Origin of the sequence: Microcoleus sp. AT9b-C3 (genome assembly GCF_036705485.1) — a bacterium.
Lineage (GTDB): Bacteria > Cyanobacteriota > Cyanobacteriia > Cyanobacteriales > Microcoleaceae > Microcoleus.
The window spans coordinates 17,923-32,835 of sequence record NZ_JAUBUR010000013.1; the positions used below are offsets into that span (position 1 = coordinate 17,923).

The window sequence follows — 14,913 nt, forward strand, 5'->3', positions numbered from 1 at the left end:
GGTATTACTGTTTGTACCAAGCTTGTCGCCACTCTTTCATTTGCTCTATTTCTTGCTTTTGCGAAGTCACAATCTCTTGGGACAATTTGTTTATTTCCGGCCGCTTCGACTTCTTCAAAGCATCTTGGGCCATCACTAAAGCTCCTTCGTGGTGGGGAATCATCGCATTGAGAAATCGCAAGTCAAATTGGTCGTCAGCGGCCCCTAAATCCATGCTCATCATCATGCTTTGCATTTGTTCGGGAGTCATTGCCATCGTGTGACTCATTTGAGCGTGATAAGCCATTGGCGTACTGCTGGCTTTGGCATACCAAGCTTTTCGCCACTCTTTCATTTGATTGATTTCGCGGTTCTGAGCGGCAATCATCTCATTTGCTATTTTTTTCATTTCCGGGCGTTTGGATTTATTTAGTACCTCTTTAGCCATGTTTACAGCGCCTTGATGGTGTATTGTCATGCCATCAATAAACCGCAAATCGTAGTCGGCATCAGCCGGGCCTAAATCCATTGACATATTGTGATCCATGCCATGATTCATGCCACCCATGCCACCTTGTGCCGCGTCTGGCTTGTTGTTCACTTCGGTTGCAGCCGTAACGTTTGGGGCTTGAGTTTGGCTTGTAGGAGCTTTTGAACAAGCTGCAAGCACTCCGCTGGTTAGGGCGGCTGTGGCGATCAATGTCAGCCCTGCAAAGCCGGTTTTTAATGAAATTGGTTTCATAGATTTTATATGCTTAAAACGACTATTTATCTTCAGCTTTCCACATATAAATGAAATTAGGATGAAATTTTCGCATCGGAATTGTAAAAAATTATTGCTGTGCCGTCGATCGAACTCAAATTTAAGATTTACAGGACTCATAACCTAATTATGTAGGGTACACAGTGCGCGCCTTACCCCTATCGGTAGGGTGTCAAACCACTTTTTCCATAATTCCTGATTAATTTCGCAATCCCCCATTAACTCTCCAGTGGACTAGAGAAGTCCAAGCAGTTGACTCAGCCGCCGTTGTTTAAGCCGATCAAGACGAAGTTGGTGACAATTCAAACTGTGAAACCGGAAAATGAAGTTAGGGAAGCGATCGCATCTGTTGGCAGCTGAAGACAGAAGGCAGAATATGGCGTTGCTGAATTAGGGTATGAATTCAAGATTTCGGAAGGGCTATAAGCCAAGTAGGGTGAGTTTTGTAACTTCAAGCGAAAAGTTAATTCATACCGTGAATCAGCAACGCCCAAATTTTCAACTGTAGATAGATCGAGGATTTGAGCATTTATTTTCTAACAGAATGGCCCAAATCAAGGTTTTTGGTAAAAGTCTTATGATATAACCATCCCAGATTATTTTCTGCCGAAACTGACAAAAGAGGGTTAATTCCATTCATTGACTTTACTCTGAAATAAACGCATAGCATTGAGTGTTACGAGCAAGGAAGACCCCATATCTTCAAAGACGGCGATTGGCAGTCCAATGATTCCAAAAACGCCTAAAACGATAAACGTCGCATTCAAAATTAAGGCAACTGCAATACTTTGTTTAATGACCGATAGGGTTCGACGACTCAGTTGAATCGCATAGGCTAATCGCCTTAAGTCATTTCCGACCAGCACGACATCAGCCACTTCTAATGCAACGTCAATTTTACCGACAGCGAAGCTAACATCAGCAGCAGCCAAGGCAGGTGTATCGTTGATGCCGTCTCCAACCATGCCGACAACACCAGAGCGACGCAATTTGTAAATCGCTTGCAATTTATCTTCGGGGAGTAGTTCAGCCTGATACTCTTCAATCCCAACTTGCTGAGCAACCTGTCGTGCGATTTCTGCTCGATCGCCCGTCAGCATGACGAGCCGTTTCAGACCCATCTGTTTCAACAACCGCACGGCTTCTGTGGATTCAAGCCGTAGTCCATCTGCAAGCGCGATCGCCCCCACCAATCCCTGTCGTGTTCCAATTAACACGGGAGTTTGCCCTTGAGATTCAATTTTTGCCAGGATCGATTGAGCGGCGGCTGAAAGTTCAATGTCTTGTTCTTCAAACAATCGACGATTGCCCACAAAGTAGATTACCAGTCCAAATTTTGCCCAAATTCCTTTGCCAGGAATAGCAGTAAAGGATTCTGGAGACTCTAGCTCCAATCCTTGAGCCGTTGCCTCAGCGACAATCGCTTTTGCCAACGGATGTTCTGATTGTTGCTCTAACGAGGCAGCGATCATCAAGATCGTGCGATCGCTCATCGCACCCAGATTGTGTACCTTCTGCACCACAGGCAGCCCTTGAGTAATTGTGCCTGTCTTGTCAAAGGTTAATGTTGTGAGCCGTCCCGCAGTTTCTAACGCATTTCCACCTTTGAAGAGCACTCCTTTACGAGTGGCGGCTCCGATCGCACTAATGAGCGAAACAGGCGTCGCAATCACCAGAGCGCAGGGGCAAGCAATGACCAGCAACACCAGAGCTTTGTAAAACCAGGGCTGGAAGGGCTGAGCAAACAGGAGCGGGGGAACCAGTGTAATGCCAGCCGCAAGAATCAGGACGATTGGGGTATAGATGGCAGAGAAGCGATCGACCCATTGCTGAATTGGCGCACGGCTCTCTTGTGCCTCTTCCACCAGATGAACAATCCGAGCAACGGTTGTATCTTTGGACGTGTGTGTTACCTCCACTTCTAGAAACCCTGTTTGGTTTAAGGTTCCTGCAAATACTTGATCTCCTTTTTCCTTATTCTCTGGCAACGACTCTCCAGTAATCGGAGACTGATCTACTGCACTGACACCAGAGATGACAACACCATCGAGCGCAATTCGTTGTCCGGGGCGAATCGTCAGAACCTCGGCTACCTGAACACTTTCCACTGAAACAGAAACTTCTTGCCCATTGCGCTTGACTGTTGCGGTTGCAGGAGTCAGATCCATCAAGTCTCGAATCGCATTGCGGGTGCGACCAAGTGTGAAATTTTGTAGTGCTGTTCCCAGTGCAAAGAGGAAAATGACGAGTGCGCCCTGAAACCACTGACCGAGAATAGCTGCCCCAATCGCGGCTAAAGTCATCAGCAGGTTCATGTCGGCTCGACGCAGTTTGAGCGCAATCCAGGCGGCTCGTAAAATGGGCACAATGGCAATGACTAAACTGATTGCATAAAACCCCTGAGCCACTAGCGACAGTAGCAATGAACGCTCTGCAATCAAGCCTAAGAGCAAGCCAATGCCGCTAAAAACAACCGTTTGCCCTCGACGGGTTTTTAACCAGAACTGCCATCCGGTTAGGTCAGACTGGCGCGATCGCGAATCAGTCGCAGGTTGATCGCTTGAAGTTGGTATATCGTCGGTTCTGTCAAAGTTTCTGTCTGCTTCGACTGTGTATCCTAAGCTCGTCACCCGCTGAATGATGTCAGTTTCGCTAACTTGTTGCGGGTTGTAAGTCACATTTAATCGTTCTGAAGCAAAATTAACCGTTGCCTCAGCGATTCCAGGTAACTGCTGTAGATTGGCGACAATGGTTTTGGCACAACCACCACAGTCCATGCCACCGACATGGGCTTGGAGGGTTTGAGTCGAGGGGAGTGGAACTGGAGGAGACTGATTTGGCATGGGGTTAAGGGTGTAGCCCAATGCGATGACGCGATCGCGAATGGTGACCTCATTCACTTGCTGGGCGTCGTAAGTTACCTTCAGCCGTTCTGTCGCAAAACTGACCTTCGCTTCAGCGACTCCGGGAAGTTGCTGCAACGTTGCTTCGATCGTCTTGGCACAACCGCCGCAGTCCATTCCACCAATTTGTGCCTGTAAGGTTTTCAGTGCTGAAGCTGAGTTCATTTTCGCAGCCCTTCAAAAACGTGTTCTGGTTGAGGTAGACATATCAGTGCTGACTGATGTGTAATACATTAGCCATTACTGATATATTATCAATGTATCAGCAATTGCTAATATGTTAGGGTCTAAAGCCTACCAATCAGCAAATGACTACCTGCACTCAAACGGCGGACTTGAAGGCAAAGCTCTTTCAAGGGTTTTCTGACTCCTCTCGTCTGTCTATCCTCAATACCTTGCGGAGCGGCCCATTAACAGTGGGCGAAATTGTTCAACAAACGGGGCTTAACCAATCAAACGTGTCTAATCATCTCAGTTGTTTGCGCTGTTGCGACCTGGTTGTACGCGAGCAACAGGGTCGATTTGTGTACTACGAGCTTGCTGATAGGAGAATTGCAACGCTTTTAGATTTAGCGGATGAACTGCTGGCAGACGTAGCCAAAGGCGTTCGTCAATGCTCTCACTATGAGCCGTCAACAACTAGATTGAGCTAGTGTTCAATCGACTGAAGCCAATTGCTTGCTCAATATCCACGTTACTCTTTGTTTCGTAACCATGAGACGTAAACGTTCTACCCCCTGGATTCATCGCTGGTCACGTCCCTTGATGGCAGGAATTGCGTCAATTGGGGCAGCCGTGACGGCTTATCTGACCTATAGCAAGTTAGCTGGTAACGAAGCAGCTTGTCCGACTGGAGGTTGCGATATCGTGCTTTCGAGTCCCTATGCCTATGTCTTTGGTTTACCTCTTTCTTTGTTCGGTTTTTTGGGCTATTTGAGCATGATAGTTTTTGCCGTAGCTCCCTTACTTGTTAATCCCACAGAACAGAAGAGTCTCCGCTCTAAGTTAGAGTCTTGGACGGGACTATTTATGTTTGCTGGTAGCACAGCTATGACGATTTTCAGCGGCTATCTGATGTATGTACTGGCTGTTGATATCAAAGCAGCTTGTATTTACTGTATTGCGTCTGCTTTGTTTGCAACTAGCTTGTTTGTCTTAGCATTAATCGGTCGCGAATGGGATGATATTGGACAACTATTTTTTATAGGAATTCTGGTGTCTATGTTAGTTCTGATTTCCTCTTTGGCTCTTTATGCCGATGTCAATAATCTCGGTACAGCTAAGGAGACTAGCATGAAGACTACAACATCTTCCGGTTCTTCCGAAATTGCTTTAGCGCAACATTTAAAAATAGTGGGAGCTAAAATGTACGGCTCTTTTACCTGCGATCATTGTCAAGCGCAAAAAGAAAGTTTTGGCAAAGAAGCGGCTGGCATTATCAATTATATCGAGTGCAATACTCAAGGGAAAAATGCTCGGCGCGATCTTTGCGAAGCTGCGAAGATTCAAGCGACTCCCACTTGGGAAATTAATGGTAAGTTTTACCGAGGGCAAAAATCGTTGCAGGAGTTAGCTGATTTATCAGGTTATCAGGGAACTCGCGAATTTAGAAACCTCTCAAATCAGGAACGTTGACAAGAGTGATTTTTGGCGATCGACCTCATCATAGTCGATCGCACGCATCTCGGTTTAAAGTATGAAAAAATACACAATTTCATATTTATTGCAACTTTGCCGGATTTCGATCAAACTGATGATATTCCGCGAACCGCCGCTTAATGGGAGAGTTTGTGAATCCATTTGGGCTGAAAGCGGTAGCTTGGTTAGTGGCTAGTATTATAGTAGGATTAAATAGTTGGCTGCTATTGCAGACTATTTTCTAGTAATCTGTGATTGCGGTAAATAATACCAAACATTGACACGGCAATGCCGTTTCTTTACCCCAAAATAATCAATCTTCCTCAATGAAAAATGTAACGATCGCCCGATCAATTGTAGGGACTTAGGCCAAGCCGTGTCCTGACTGTCGGTCATATCAAGTCCGATCTATCGCGCATAATACATAGGTAGGGGCTGGTTTTTGAGATTGTCGATTTTTGGCAATTATGCTTGATGAAGAGAACCCCTACAGGAATTGCAGTCAATCGACCGGACATAATATTACTGGATTATATTTTATCAGCCCTAACTACTGTTGCATAGCTTTGGATAATTGGTATTAGCCATACTCCCTATCAAAGCTCATTTCATATTAGGTAGGCACTTAGGTAGGCACAGTAAGCTGCGGCGAATCAGACTCAAAGAGATTGCCCATCCTCCAAACGCACAATCCGATCTGCCACATCCAAAATCCGGTTATCATGTGTCACCAGCAAAATCGTACACCCTTGCTCCCGTGCAAGACTTTGCATTAAATCTACCACTGCCCGACCAGATTTACTATCGAGTGCAGCTGTCGGTTCATCGGCTAAAACAAAACGTGGACCACTAACTAACGCCCGTGCGATTGCTACCCGTTGCTTTTGCCCCCCAGATAAATCATGCGGGTAATAATGAATATAATTGTCCAAACCTACATGCTGCAAAATCTCCGTAGCGCGTTGCCGCATCATTTCACGACTGTAATTTGGATGCACTTCTAGCCCCATCATCACGTTTTGCTGTGCTGTCAAACTATGATGCAGGTTGTGTGCCTGGAAAATATATCCATTATTGCGGCGAGCATGGACTAACCTTTTTGCGCTGATACCGCAGAGTTCCTCACCAAGAATTTTGAGACTGCCTTCTTGGGCAGCCCGCAAACCACCCACTAATGTCAGCAGTGTCGTTTTTCCCGATCCCGATGGACCAGTCAGAATCACGACTTCCCCCGTTTTGATTTGCAAATTAATGTTACACAATACCTGCTTTTTCAGATTACCGTGACCGAAATAGTGATTGAGGTTATGAATATCAATTGCGTATTCCATGAGAAATTCAGGCTTAGAAAATATCAGCAGGATCGGCAGATTGAAGTTTGCGAGTAGCGATCGCACCGGAAATCAAACACATAAAAATTGTAGTTATTAGTATCCCCATCGCACGGGCAATTGTTAGGTAGATCGGTAAACTCGTCGCCTGTCGGGTCAGATGATATAATATACTAGAAATAGCCACACCTGGGATAAATCCCAGCACCGCTAAGATGATTGCCTCCTCTAACACAATGCCCAATAAATAACGCTGGGTATAGCCCATAGCGCGGAAGGTTGCATATTCCTGAAGATGGGAATTTACATCGGTGGACAGCACTTGATACACTAAAATTACCCCTACAATAAAGCCCATAGCTACACCCAAGCGGAAGATGAACCCGATAGGGGTATTCATCGCCCAGTAGTTTTTCTCGAACTCGATAAATTCTTCTAGGGTGTACACATTTACGTCATTCGATAATTTTTGTCGCAATGCCTGGGCAATTTGGTGTAGGTCACTGCCAGGGATAATTTTGATCAGCCCCAAACTCACATTGCCAGCACCACGTTGAGGATGTAGTCGTAGAAAAGTTTCTGTACTCGTCACCAAACTACCATCTACACCAAAAGAGGAACCGATCGAAAATAAACCTCGAATCTGTTGTTTCTGCCCTTTGATTTCCGTAAGCACAGATTTATTTTGAGCAAAATCTGTCAGCGCTGCTTTATAGTCGCCTCGCGTCTTCTGGTCAAAGAGTAATGTGTCGGGGACTTTCAATAAATCGAGATTTTGATTAATATCCGATCGAGTAATGAATTTACGACTCGGATCAGCGCCCAAAAGCAGCATCATGCCTTGTTTGCGCGTTGTTGGATGCTTCCAATTCGCCAGCACGATATAGAGCGGATTGACCGATGCCACTCCCGGAACATCTAACGCCTGATACAACCGTCGCCGCGAAAATTCGCTGGGATATAACATATTCCGTATCTGCGGGCTGGTCAGCACAATATCTGCTTCCAAGGTTTCATGAACTCGCACTGAACTTTGGAACAGCGCTCCCTGAAACCCTAATTGCATTAACATCAAAATATCTGCAAAGGCGACTCCCGAAATCGCTATAATGAACTGCCCCTTTTTATGCTTTAATTGCAGCCACCCCAAAGGAGTCCGACGTCGCAAGCGTTGCCAAAGGTTAAGCGTTTTTGGGGCAACGGATGGCACTTTTGGCATGGCAGATTTTGGTTTCTGGAAGACCTTCATTGAACTCCCTCCTGCCCAAGCTGTATCGACACGTCTACTTGCAAATTAGTCAGATTCATCACCTTCTGACTAGATTCTGAATCGAGCTGCACTCGCACCTCGACAATGCGTGCATCAATATTTGCCGTAGGGTCTGTGTTGATCACATTTCGTCGCTGTACTATATGTCCAATTTCCGTAATCTTTCCTTGCAGCGTTTCATGAACTGAGGGAGCTCGAACCGTCACTTTCTGACCTACTCTAAGCTTCCCCACATCACTGTCGTAAACCTCAGCCACCGCAACCATCTGCTGCGTTTGCCCTAAATCCAGAATTCCCAGGATATCACCCATACTGCGTATAGTTTCCCCCGCACGCGTATGGATCTTCAGCACTTGTCCTGCTTGGGGGGCACGGATATTTGCCGTTTCCAACACCGCTTGGGCTTGGCGTAAATTCGCTTGTGCTTCGGCAATCTCCGCCTGAGCAATCTGTATATCTACTGGGCGCACTTCTGAAATTCTATCAAGGTTCGCCTGGGCGCTATTAATCTGTTTAGATTGTCCTGCTTGAATTCGCTCTAGTATTGCCTTCGCTTCTGCAATTTCTGCCCGCCGTGAAGTATGAATTTTGTGGAGCATGGCTTCGGCTTCTGCCCACTGCTGTTTTGCTGTTTCCGCTTTCAGCTTAGCACTTTCGTACTGTGATGCCGAAATAGCACCACTGGTATAAAGCTGCTTAAACCGATTGCTATCCATATTGGCATTACGGTACTCTGCCGCCCACCGTTTCACCGTTGCTTGTTGTGCTGTTACTTCTCCCTGCAAATCGGCAAGGATACGATCAATTTTGGACTGCTGCGCCGCAATCTGGTTTGACCGCTCAATCCGCAACTGCTCGACCACGGCTGCTTGTGCCTGGATTTCTCCCTGCTTTGCACCCGCCCTCACTTTGGCTAGCTGAGCCTCCGCTATTCGCACCCGGCTCTGGGCTTGCTCCACGGCTGCTTGATACTTCGCTTGCAGATCCAAAACCGCCAGTACCTGCCCTTCCCTCACTCGATCTCCCCTTGCAACCAGTAGTTTCTCCAAGCGTGCCCCAGCCGTCCCCGCTGGAGCCGCCACCTGCACAATTTCCCCTAATGGCTCCAACCGTCCCAGAGCGCTGACCGTTAATGGTGGTGCAGGTGCTTTCGTTTTTACTTCGCTCGGAGCTGAACTTACCTGAAAATGTCGCACCGCCAGGATCGAACCCACCACTAACATCACTGTCACCAATCCTACCGAAATAGACAGCCAGCGTTGTGGTTTACCTGAACTTGGATTAGAAACCCCACTGCTTATACCTGAGATGTCTTTATGTTTCATTTCATGCTAGTACAGACTGTTAGTGTGTTAGGTTCTTCACCAGATGCAACGCATAAGCATCTTTAGCCCAGTTTAACCAAATAGGTTTTCCACTCGCTGGCGAACGGCTAGTAAAATACCAGGTATATCATTCTTGAGAAAGTGGTTGAATACTGGTGCTGGTATAATTGGCTTAGGCAAAACTGTAAAGTCATAAATAAGTTCAACGCCAGTTTGATATTGCAATGAGCTTATTGTTTCTAAGTGCCACTAACCAGAGAACTCCTTCAAATCTCCCTCAATCAGTTGATAATGAATCTCATGAGGAAACCTTTCCTCTATATCGACAACAGAACGAGCAGATATCTTTATCCCCACCAAGCTCTTAGTCCGAATTTGTTCTAGGCGAATACCTCCCGAGGGATGCTCTAAACGTCGGCTCTCGGTCATGGTGGGCATAAACTCAGGGAAAGATTCATAGTTTGTGATGACTTGCCATACTTGCGCTGCCGAGTAGGGAATCTTGATGTTAGCAAGTATATCGCTCTTCTGTCACTCTGATAGGAGTATAATAGCTAAAAACGACCAAAACCCACTTGCTGTATATGGATGAAGCCCGACCATCTCAACCCACCATCAATTTTATTGATGAATATTGTGCCTCATATAGAAATTTGTTTTCAGATGTGAGGAGTTTTAAGGCTTTTACGTAACTACACGTAGGGATGTTCTCCCCAATCAAACGTAAAACTCGTGCCTGCCATTGCCGAAGTAGTTGGATTAACTAATGAACAATCCTTACATCACTTTTTAACTAAATCTCCTTGGCAAGCTCAACAATTAAGAAATCAAAGGCTATCTTTCACTTTACAAGCCTTAAAAAACAGAAAAATCTTTGTAATTATTGATGAAACCGGAGATAAAAAGAAAGGAAGAAGCACTGATTATGTGAGTCTGCAGTATTTAGGGAAACTCGGAAAGATAGATAACGGAATTGTCGCGGTCACAGCCTGGGGGCTAATTGATAATATCACTCCCCCTACTCTCCTGATTTTAATCCCATTAAACACTGGTGGTCACAATTAAAATCTTTTTTACGCCAGTTTTCTCCCATTACTGCCCAAATGGTTGATATTCTTATAAGCATTGCACGCTTATTTGGTAAATCCTCAGCATTTAAAAAACTGGTTTACCAATTGCTGTTACTGTACTAGGACTTACGCATTGACAAAATAACTCTATTGTGTATATCTGGAACAGAGGTGAATTCAATTGCTAAAAAAAACAGGATTGGGTAAAATTGCTCAAGTTATCAGGGGAGAAAAAATATTAGAACCAGAACTAAGCCATCCACCGCACTCTGCGACCTGTCCAAGTACACATATTTTCTTTTAGCGGAGTCTAAATATTCAGGTTGCTGTCGGCTATCCTCCATTTTAGATGGACTATCTCACGATAGTATTAACCGTTTTTTGTTAAGAGAAAGGTATGAACCAAAAGATTTATTTGATGAACTCAAACCACATATTGAGTTAATAGGCGGGACATTAAGTGTGGATGACACAGTTATTGAAAAGCCTTATAGTGACCCCAATTTAACAGAATTTATTGGATATTTTTGGTCAGGTAATCAGCACCGTCCGGTAAAAGGAATTAATCTGATTACATTGTATTACACCGAGAGCAATGGTAAGTCTGTACCCGTAAATTATCGGATATATAACAAACCGGAGGGAAAAACTAAAAATTATTATTTTCGGGAAATGATTGCGGAAGTGTTGTTGTGGGGATTACAGCCACAGATGGTGACAGGAGATAGTTGGTATTCCAGTAAAGAAAACTTGAATTTTTTGAGAGACCAAAAACTAGGTTTTATGATGGGGATAGCCAAAAACCGCCAAGTGGCTTGGATTCCAGGGAAATATACGGCTGTGAAAAATCTCGAAATTCCCCCGAGCGGGCAAGTTGTTCATCTCAAAAAAATCGGGCAAGTGAAAGTATTTCAGAAGAAGTTCAAAAACGACACAGAGAGATACTATATCATGTTTTGGCCTGATATCAAAGATACTGAAGTTATAACTAGAAGTGATTTTCTGACCACACATTCGATACATTGGGGAATTGAATGTTACCACAGAGCTATCAAACAACTTTGTGGGATTAAAAAATTTATGGTGAGAAGTTCTCCGGCTATTGTCACCCATTTTTTCTGTTCAATTCGGGCTTTTGTCCAATTAGAATTGATGAGGGCAGAGGCATTGATTGATAATTGGTATGAAATTCAAAGAAATTTATCGTTAGAAGTAGCCCGTGATTTTATTCTCCATTACCTGAATCAAAAAGTAGGTCTAAAAGCTGAATATTAACTAACCGCTAAGTTCCTATTAATATCCTCGCAAAAACTCTGCATTTAAGGGCTTTTTGCAATTGTTTGTGATGGTCCAAACTTTATCTGCCAAAGGAATTCCGTAATTTTAGCACTTGGTTCACATTTGGGCAGACTTGTCAATGCGTAAGTCCTATGTACTTCATAATCCTGCAATAGGCTGTATCCCTCTTCTGTCACTCTGGGAAAATAAAAGTGAGAGCAAAATTTTTAACCGTAGATAGAGCGGGGATTTGAGCGTTTATTTTCTAACAGAATGGCGGAAATCAAGATTTTTGATAAAAGTCTTATGCTCTAAGCATCCCGGATTATTTTCTGCCGAAATGACAGAAGAGGGGTATTTCCGATTCCGCAATTATCTTTGGGATTTCCTCGGCTGATTTCTTTGATGAATTTCTTTCCTAGTCCTATTACTAAAAAGACTTTTACCCCTGATTTCCTATTTTCCTCTGCTTAGAGTGACAGAAGATCGTAAAAAATTGGGTTCTTATTTTTATTTTCCCACAGTGACAAAAGAAGGGTATTTCCAGGGATTCAGCCCCCTAAACCACTTTGACTATCTGGTTCCTCTAGCTCATAATCCCTACTCCTCGCCTCTATCCGATCTAGCTGCTCTGCAACCACTGCCCAAAAATCAATATCTTCAGAGGAAATATCCTGAGCTAAAATCAAATCTTCTCCGCGAACCTTGATTAACTCCCCTCGGACAGAAACAGTCAGAGAAGACACCAAAACCCCTTCCGACTCTCTCACGATAAGATCGTACAAATCTCCTACCCGAACGCGAGTGTACTCATCAGTCTCTTCCACGCGCTCGGGAGCACGATCGAGTAAATACTCAAAAGCTCTTTGAGCCGTTGGTAGGATAGACTCAGCCATTTTTACCTGCTGAATATCCATTGTCGGTGCTGGCGGTACTGAATCAGGATTCAAATCGCCTGCTGGCGGGTTCGGAATTATCGGCTCTAACCAATTCGAGAATATAGCCAAATCCTCTGAGTTTTCTTTAACAGTTGCACCCAATACCTCTGCATCGCCATAAGATAGAGCGCTTTGCACTTCACCCTCTAAAGTAATCCGTAGGACGATGTGGCTGTCTCGATCTGAAATCACCCTGATTGTTTCACCCTCCTCTAAAAATGCTGTCCAATCTTCTATAACTTTGCGTTTCCCTAGTTTCAACTGTTGGCAGCCATCTAATAAAGTCCTAGATAGCAAATTCTCTAGCTCTAAACGCTCTTCTTCTGGCAGCTTTACTACCTCTTCTGTAAACTGTTCTCCTACTCCCTCTTCACTTTCATTCTGGTATTTCAAAATAGCCGGATTGCTTAAAGCAAGAGGTACGATTAGTTCGCTAGAATCAGAGCGATCGCTCTTCAACTCTTGCTCCTGTTCAGCTTCTAAAGTTCCTGTTTTTGTCGATCGCGAATCAGTTTCATCACCCTCTCCTTCACTGCCCAGCGTCCCAACTTGATTGTCGCCATCTACTTGGGACAGCTCGACAAGCAAATTTTGTTTTGGTTGCCAATCTTGCCTTTTTGAGGAAGATAAGCCTTTAAGCTCAAGAACTCGGCGTTCGCAATCTTTGTTTAATTCGATGAAATTGGCGGCATTAGTTTTTACCAGACTGATTTGAGCATAGGCATATTTCTCACCTGCTAAGGACAGAGCAAAATCAATAGCAGCGAGGCAGCCGTGATAGAAATCTTGAGTCTCGCCGATGCAGACACAATCTTCTATATCTGGTCCGCAATCGGTTTCTCTTCCAATTTGTCTGAGTTGAGAAATAGATCTAACAGGCAACCTAGAAATGGATAGCTTACAATCACCTTCTACTGAACTTGAACTTAAACTTTGTTGGAATGAGTTATCTTCTTCATCATTGATAAAAGTTGCTATTTTAGCTTCTAAAAGGCTAAGCGTTTGTACTCCGCTTTCTTCGTCTATTAATTTAACTGCCCCATCCAATCCCGCCAGCAATCCCTGGTAAAAATCTTGAGTTTCTCCAGCTATTGCTTGGTCAGTTGCTATCTTCTCAAAAAAAGCCAGCCCTATTTGTTTTAGCCTCAAGATATAGTCAGGGGAAAATCTCTGTATGGTGTCTAAAAACATAAGTGTTCCGCCATCTAAAAGCGCGTCGATCTTTTAGCAACCAACCTATCATGCGCTCTTGTCGCTCTCGGTACACCTTCAGTTGTAACTAACTTTAGTTCTCAAGGCATAGAACATTGAACCAGTAATTGTTTTATCAAAAAGTATTGTCCGGAAATAAGCCATTGAACAAATGCCTTTTCCCTATTGCTATAACTAGCTGGAATTACAAAAAACAACAGCCACTCGGACGATAGTTTTGCCTCTCGATCTCGTTTTAATAGTCCGCAAGATTAAGTTTGCCGATGACTTTTGAGGTGGGAAATTAGGAGGGACGGCGGATTGAGTTTACAGCCTTTAGCTTTTAGCTTTAAGCAATAACTTTACTGTTAATAGGAGAACGGCGTTCCCATGCATTTTAACTATCAATACAGCTCTAGACAGCCTGCACCCGTCGCCGATCCGCTGCGGCACAGCAGGAGGCACATACTAGCATCCGTCCTATTGCTACTGGACAGCGATCGCGCTCTTGCCGACTGGTCTCTCCCCCAACTGCCCCACGTATCAGGGTTTACCTACAAAGGAAATCGCTTTTTGGTAGCAACTGACAAAGAGGCTGAGCAGATAGTTTGGGGGTGGATCGAGAATAATTTATGGGCAGTAACCAATACTGATGAAGATATTGAGTTGCTACTTCAGCACTTGCAAATTTCCCCATCTCTAGTTGAAGCATTTAATGGACAAGCTGCTATCCATTACCTTCGGACAGTTCATCCTAAAAAATTTTGCAGGCTTCTGTCTCCTGCCATAGCCAATCCCACTCAGTTTGTGCAAGCTCTGTTTAAGAACCGCAGCAGATCGCGACTCATTAAACGCGCCATTTGTGAATCAGCCCAGTTCTCGCCTCTGGCTTGGGCAGAAGTGGAACGGGCTGGATATCTCATTTACTGCATTATTAATCAACCAGAGATACTTCCTGGCTCGCTCAAACTAACAATCAACTATCCTTATTCCTACAAGTCAATGAAAGAGCGAGCAAAGAAGTATTTAGCGTCACCTGCTAGCATTCATGAACGCGACCGCATTGCCGTTGTCTTTCACAGCAACGGCATGGTCACTGTTGCCAATTGCCTTTGGGAGTGGGAAAAAATAAAAAAATTCCTAATGCACCTTCAGAGATATCGCCTTGATATGAGAGTATAACTATAGTTTTTCTACAAAACGGTCTGGGGATAGTGAGGACTCATG

11 protein-coding genes and 1 pseudogene are annotated in these 14,913 nt (G+C 44.4%); 5 read left to right on the forward strand and 7 right to left on the reverse strand.

The features are described from left to right. Positions 1-4 precede the first annotated feature (4 nt). Together QUB77_RS14080 and QUB77_RS14085 are read right to left on the reverse strand one after the other, a co-directional pair. Positions 5-721, reverse strand: coding sequence for a DUF305 domain-containing protein (locus tag QUB77_RS14080; protein ID WP_333323085.1), 717 nt, complete (start codon positions 719-721; stop codon positions 5-7). Between the two features lie 647 nt (positions 722-1,368). Next, the gene (locus QUB77_RS14085) at positions 1,369-3,810 is read right to left on the reverse strand and encodes a heavy metal translocating P-type ATPase (RefSeq protein ID WP_333323087.1); all 2,442 of its coding nucleotides are present in this window, start codon (positions 3,808-3,810) and stop codon (positions 1,369-1,371) included. 143 nt (positions 3,811-3,953) lie between these two features. Between QUB77_RS14085 and QUB77_RS14090 the strand changes: the two genes are divergently transcribed. Both QUB77_RS14090 and QUB77_RS14095 read left to right on the forward strand, forming a co-directional pair. Further along, complete coding sequence (locus QUB77_RS14090; RefSeq protein WP_333323089.1) at positions 3,954-4,298, forward strand: metalloregulator ArsR/SmtB family transcription factor; 345 nt, start codon at positions 3,954-3,956, stop codon at positions 4,296-4,298. Positions 4,299-4,359: 61 nt separating this feature from the next. Then, on the forward strand, positions 4,360-5,280 hold the full coding sequence (locus tag QUB77_RS14095; protein ID WP_333323091.1) for a vitamin K epoxide reductase family protein: 921 nt from the start codon (positions 4,360-4,362) through the stop codon (positions 5,278-5,280). 662 nt (positions 5,281-5,942) lie between these two features. Here the strand turns inward: QUB77_RS14095 and QUB77_RS14100 are convergent. From QUB77_RS14100 to QUB77_RS14115, 4 genes are all read right to left on the reverse strand, one after another. Beyond that, positions 5,943-6,614, reverse strand: a complete 672-nt coding sequence (locus tag QUB77_RS14100) for a DevA family ABC transporter ATP-binding protein (RefSeq protein ID WP_333323093.1) — start codon at positions 6,612-6,614, stop codon at positions 5,943-5,945. 13 nt (positions 6,615-6,627) lie between these two features. After that, positions 6,628-7,833 (reverse strand): ABC transporter permease DevC, encoded by a 1,206-nt coding sequence (devC, locus tag QUB77_RS14105; protein ID WP_333323095.1) that lies wholly within the window; start codon positions 7,831-7,833, stop codon positions 6,628-6,630. A 26-nt stretch (positions 7,834-7,859) separates the two neighbouring features. Then, positions 7,860-9,209, reverse strand: coding sequence for an HlyD family efflux transporter periplasmic adaptor subunit (locus tag QUB77_RS14110; protein ID WP_333323097.1), 1,350 nt, complete (start codon positions 9,207-9,209; stop codon positions 7,860-7,862). 249 nt (positions 9,210-9,458) lie between these two features. Beyond that, positions 9,459-9,728 (reverse strand): SRPBCC family protein, encoded by a 270-nt coding sequence (locus tag QUB77_RS14115; RefSeq protein ID WP_333323254.1) that lies wholly within the window; start codon positions 9,726-9,728, stop codon positions 9,459-9,461. A gap of 65 nt (positions 9,729-9,793) precedes the next feature. Here QUB77_RS14115 and QUB77_RS14120 point away from each other — a divergent pair. Both QUB77_RS14120 and QUB77_RS14125 read left to right on the forward strand, forming a co-directional pair. Continuing rightward, positions 9,794-10,235, forward strand: a pseudogene (locus QUB77_RS14120) (transposase); the annotation flags it as partial. Between the two features lie 281 nt (positions 10,236-10,516). Continuing rightward, positions 10,517-11,554 (forward strand): IS701 family transposase, encoded by a 1,038-nt coding sequence (locus QUB77_RS14125; protein WP_333323256.1) that lies wholly within the window; start codon positions 10,517-10,519, stop codon positions 11,552-11,554. Between the two features lie 554 nt (positions 11,555-12,108). Here QUB77_RS14125 and QUB77_RS14130 read toward each other — a convergent pair. Beyond that, positions 12,109-13,686, reverse strand: a complete 1,578-nt coding sequence (locus QUB77_RS14130; protein ID WP_333323099.1) for a hypothetical protein — start codon at positions 13,684-13,686, stop codon at positions 12,109-12,111. 390 nt (positions 13,687-14,076) lie between these two features. Here QUB77_RS14130 and QUB77_RS14135 point away from each other — a divergent pair, with 390 nt between their 5' ends. After that, a complete protein-coding gene (locus QUB77_RS14135) occupies positions 14,077-14,868 on the forward strand; it encodes a hypothetical protein (protein WP_333323101.1) in 792 nt (263 codons plus the stop codon). Positions 14,869-14,913 lie beyond the last annotated feature (45 nt).

Coding starts and splice junctions, on each gene's coding strand:
- QUB77_RS14080 (WP_333323085.1), bottom strand. CDS start 721: ATGAAACCAATTTCATTAAAAACCGGCTTTGCAGGGCTGACATTGATC.
- QUB77_RS14085 (WP_333323087.1), bottom strand. CDS start 3,810: ATGAACTCAGCTTCAGCACTGAAAACCTTACAGGCACAAATTGGTGGA.
- QUB77_RS14090 (WP_333323089.1), top strand. CDS start 3,954: ATGACTACCTGCACTCAAACGGCGGACTTGAAGGCAAAGCTCTTTCAA.
- QUB77_RS14095 (WP_333323091.1), top strand. CDS start 4,360: ATGAGACGTAAACGTTCTACCCCCTGGATTCATCGCTGGTCACGTCCC.
- QUB77_RS14100 (WP_333323093.1), bottom strand. CDS start 6,614: ATGGAATACGCAATTGATATTCATAACCTCAATCACTATTTCGGTCAC.
- devC (WP_333323095.1), bottom strand. CDS start 7,833: ATGCCAAAAGTGCCATCCGTTGCCCCAAAAACGCTTAACCTTTGGCAA.
- QUB77_RS14110 (WP_333323097.1), bottom strand. CDS start 9,209: ATGAAACATAAAGACATCTCAGGTATAAGCAGTGGGGTTTCTAATCCA.
- QUB77_RS14130 (WP_333323099.1), bottom strand. CDS start 13,686: ATGTTTTTAGACACCATACAGAGATTTTCCCCTGACTATATCTTGAGG.
- QUB77_RS14135 (WP_333323101.1), top strand. CDS start 14,077: ATGCATTTTAACTATCAATACAGCTCTAGACAGCCTGCACCCGTCGCC.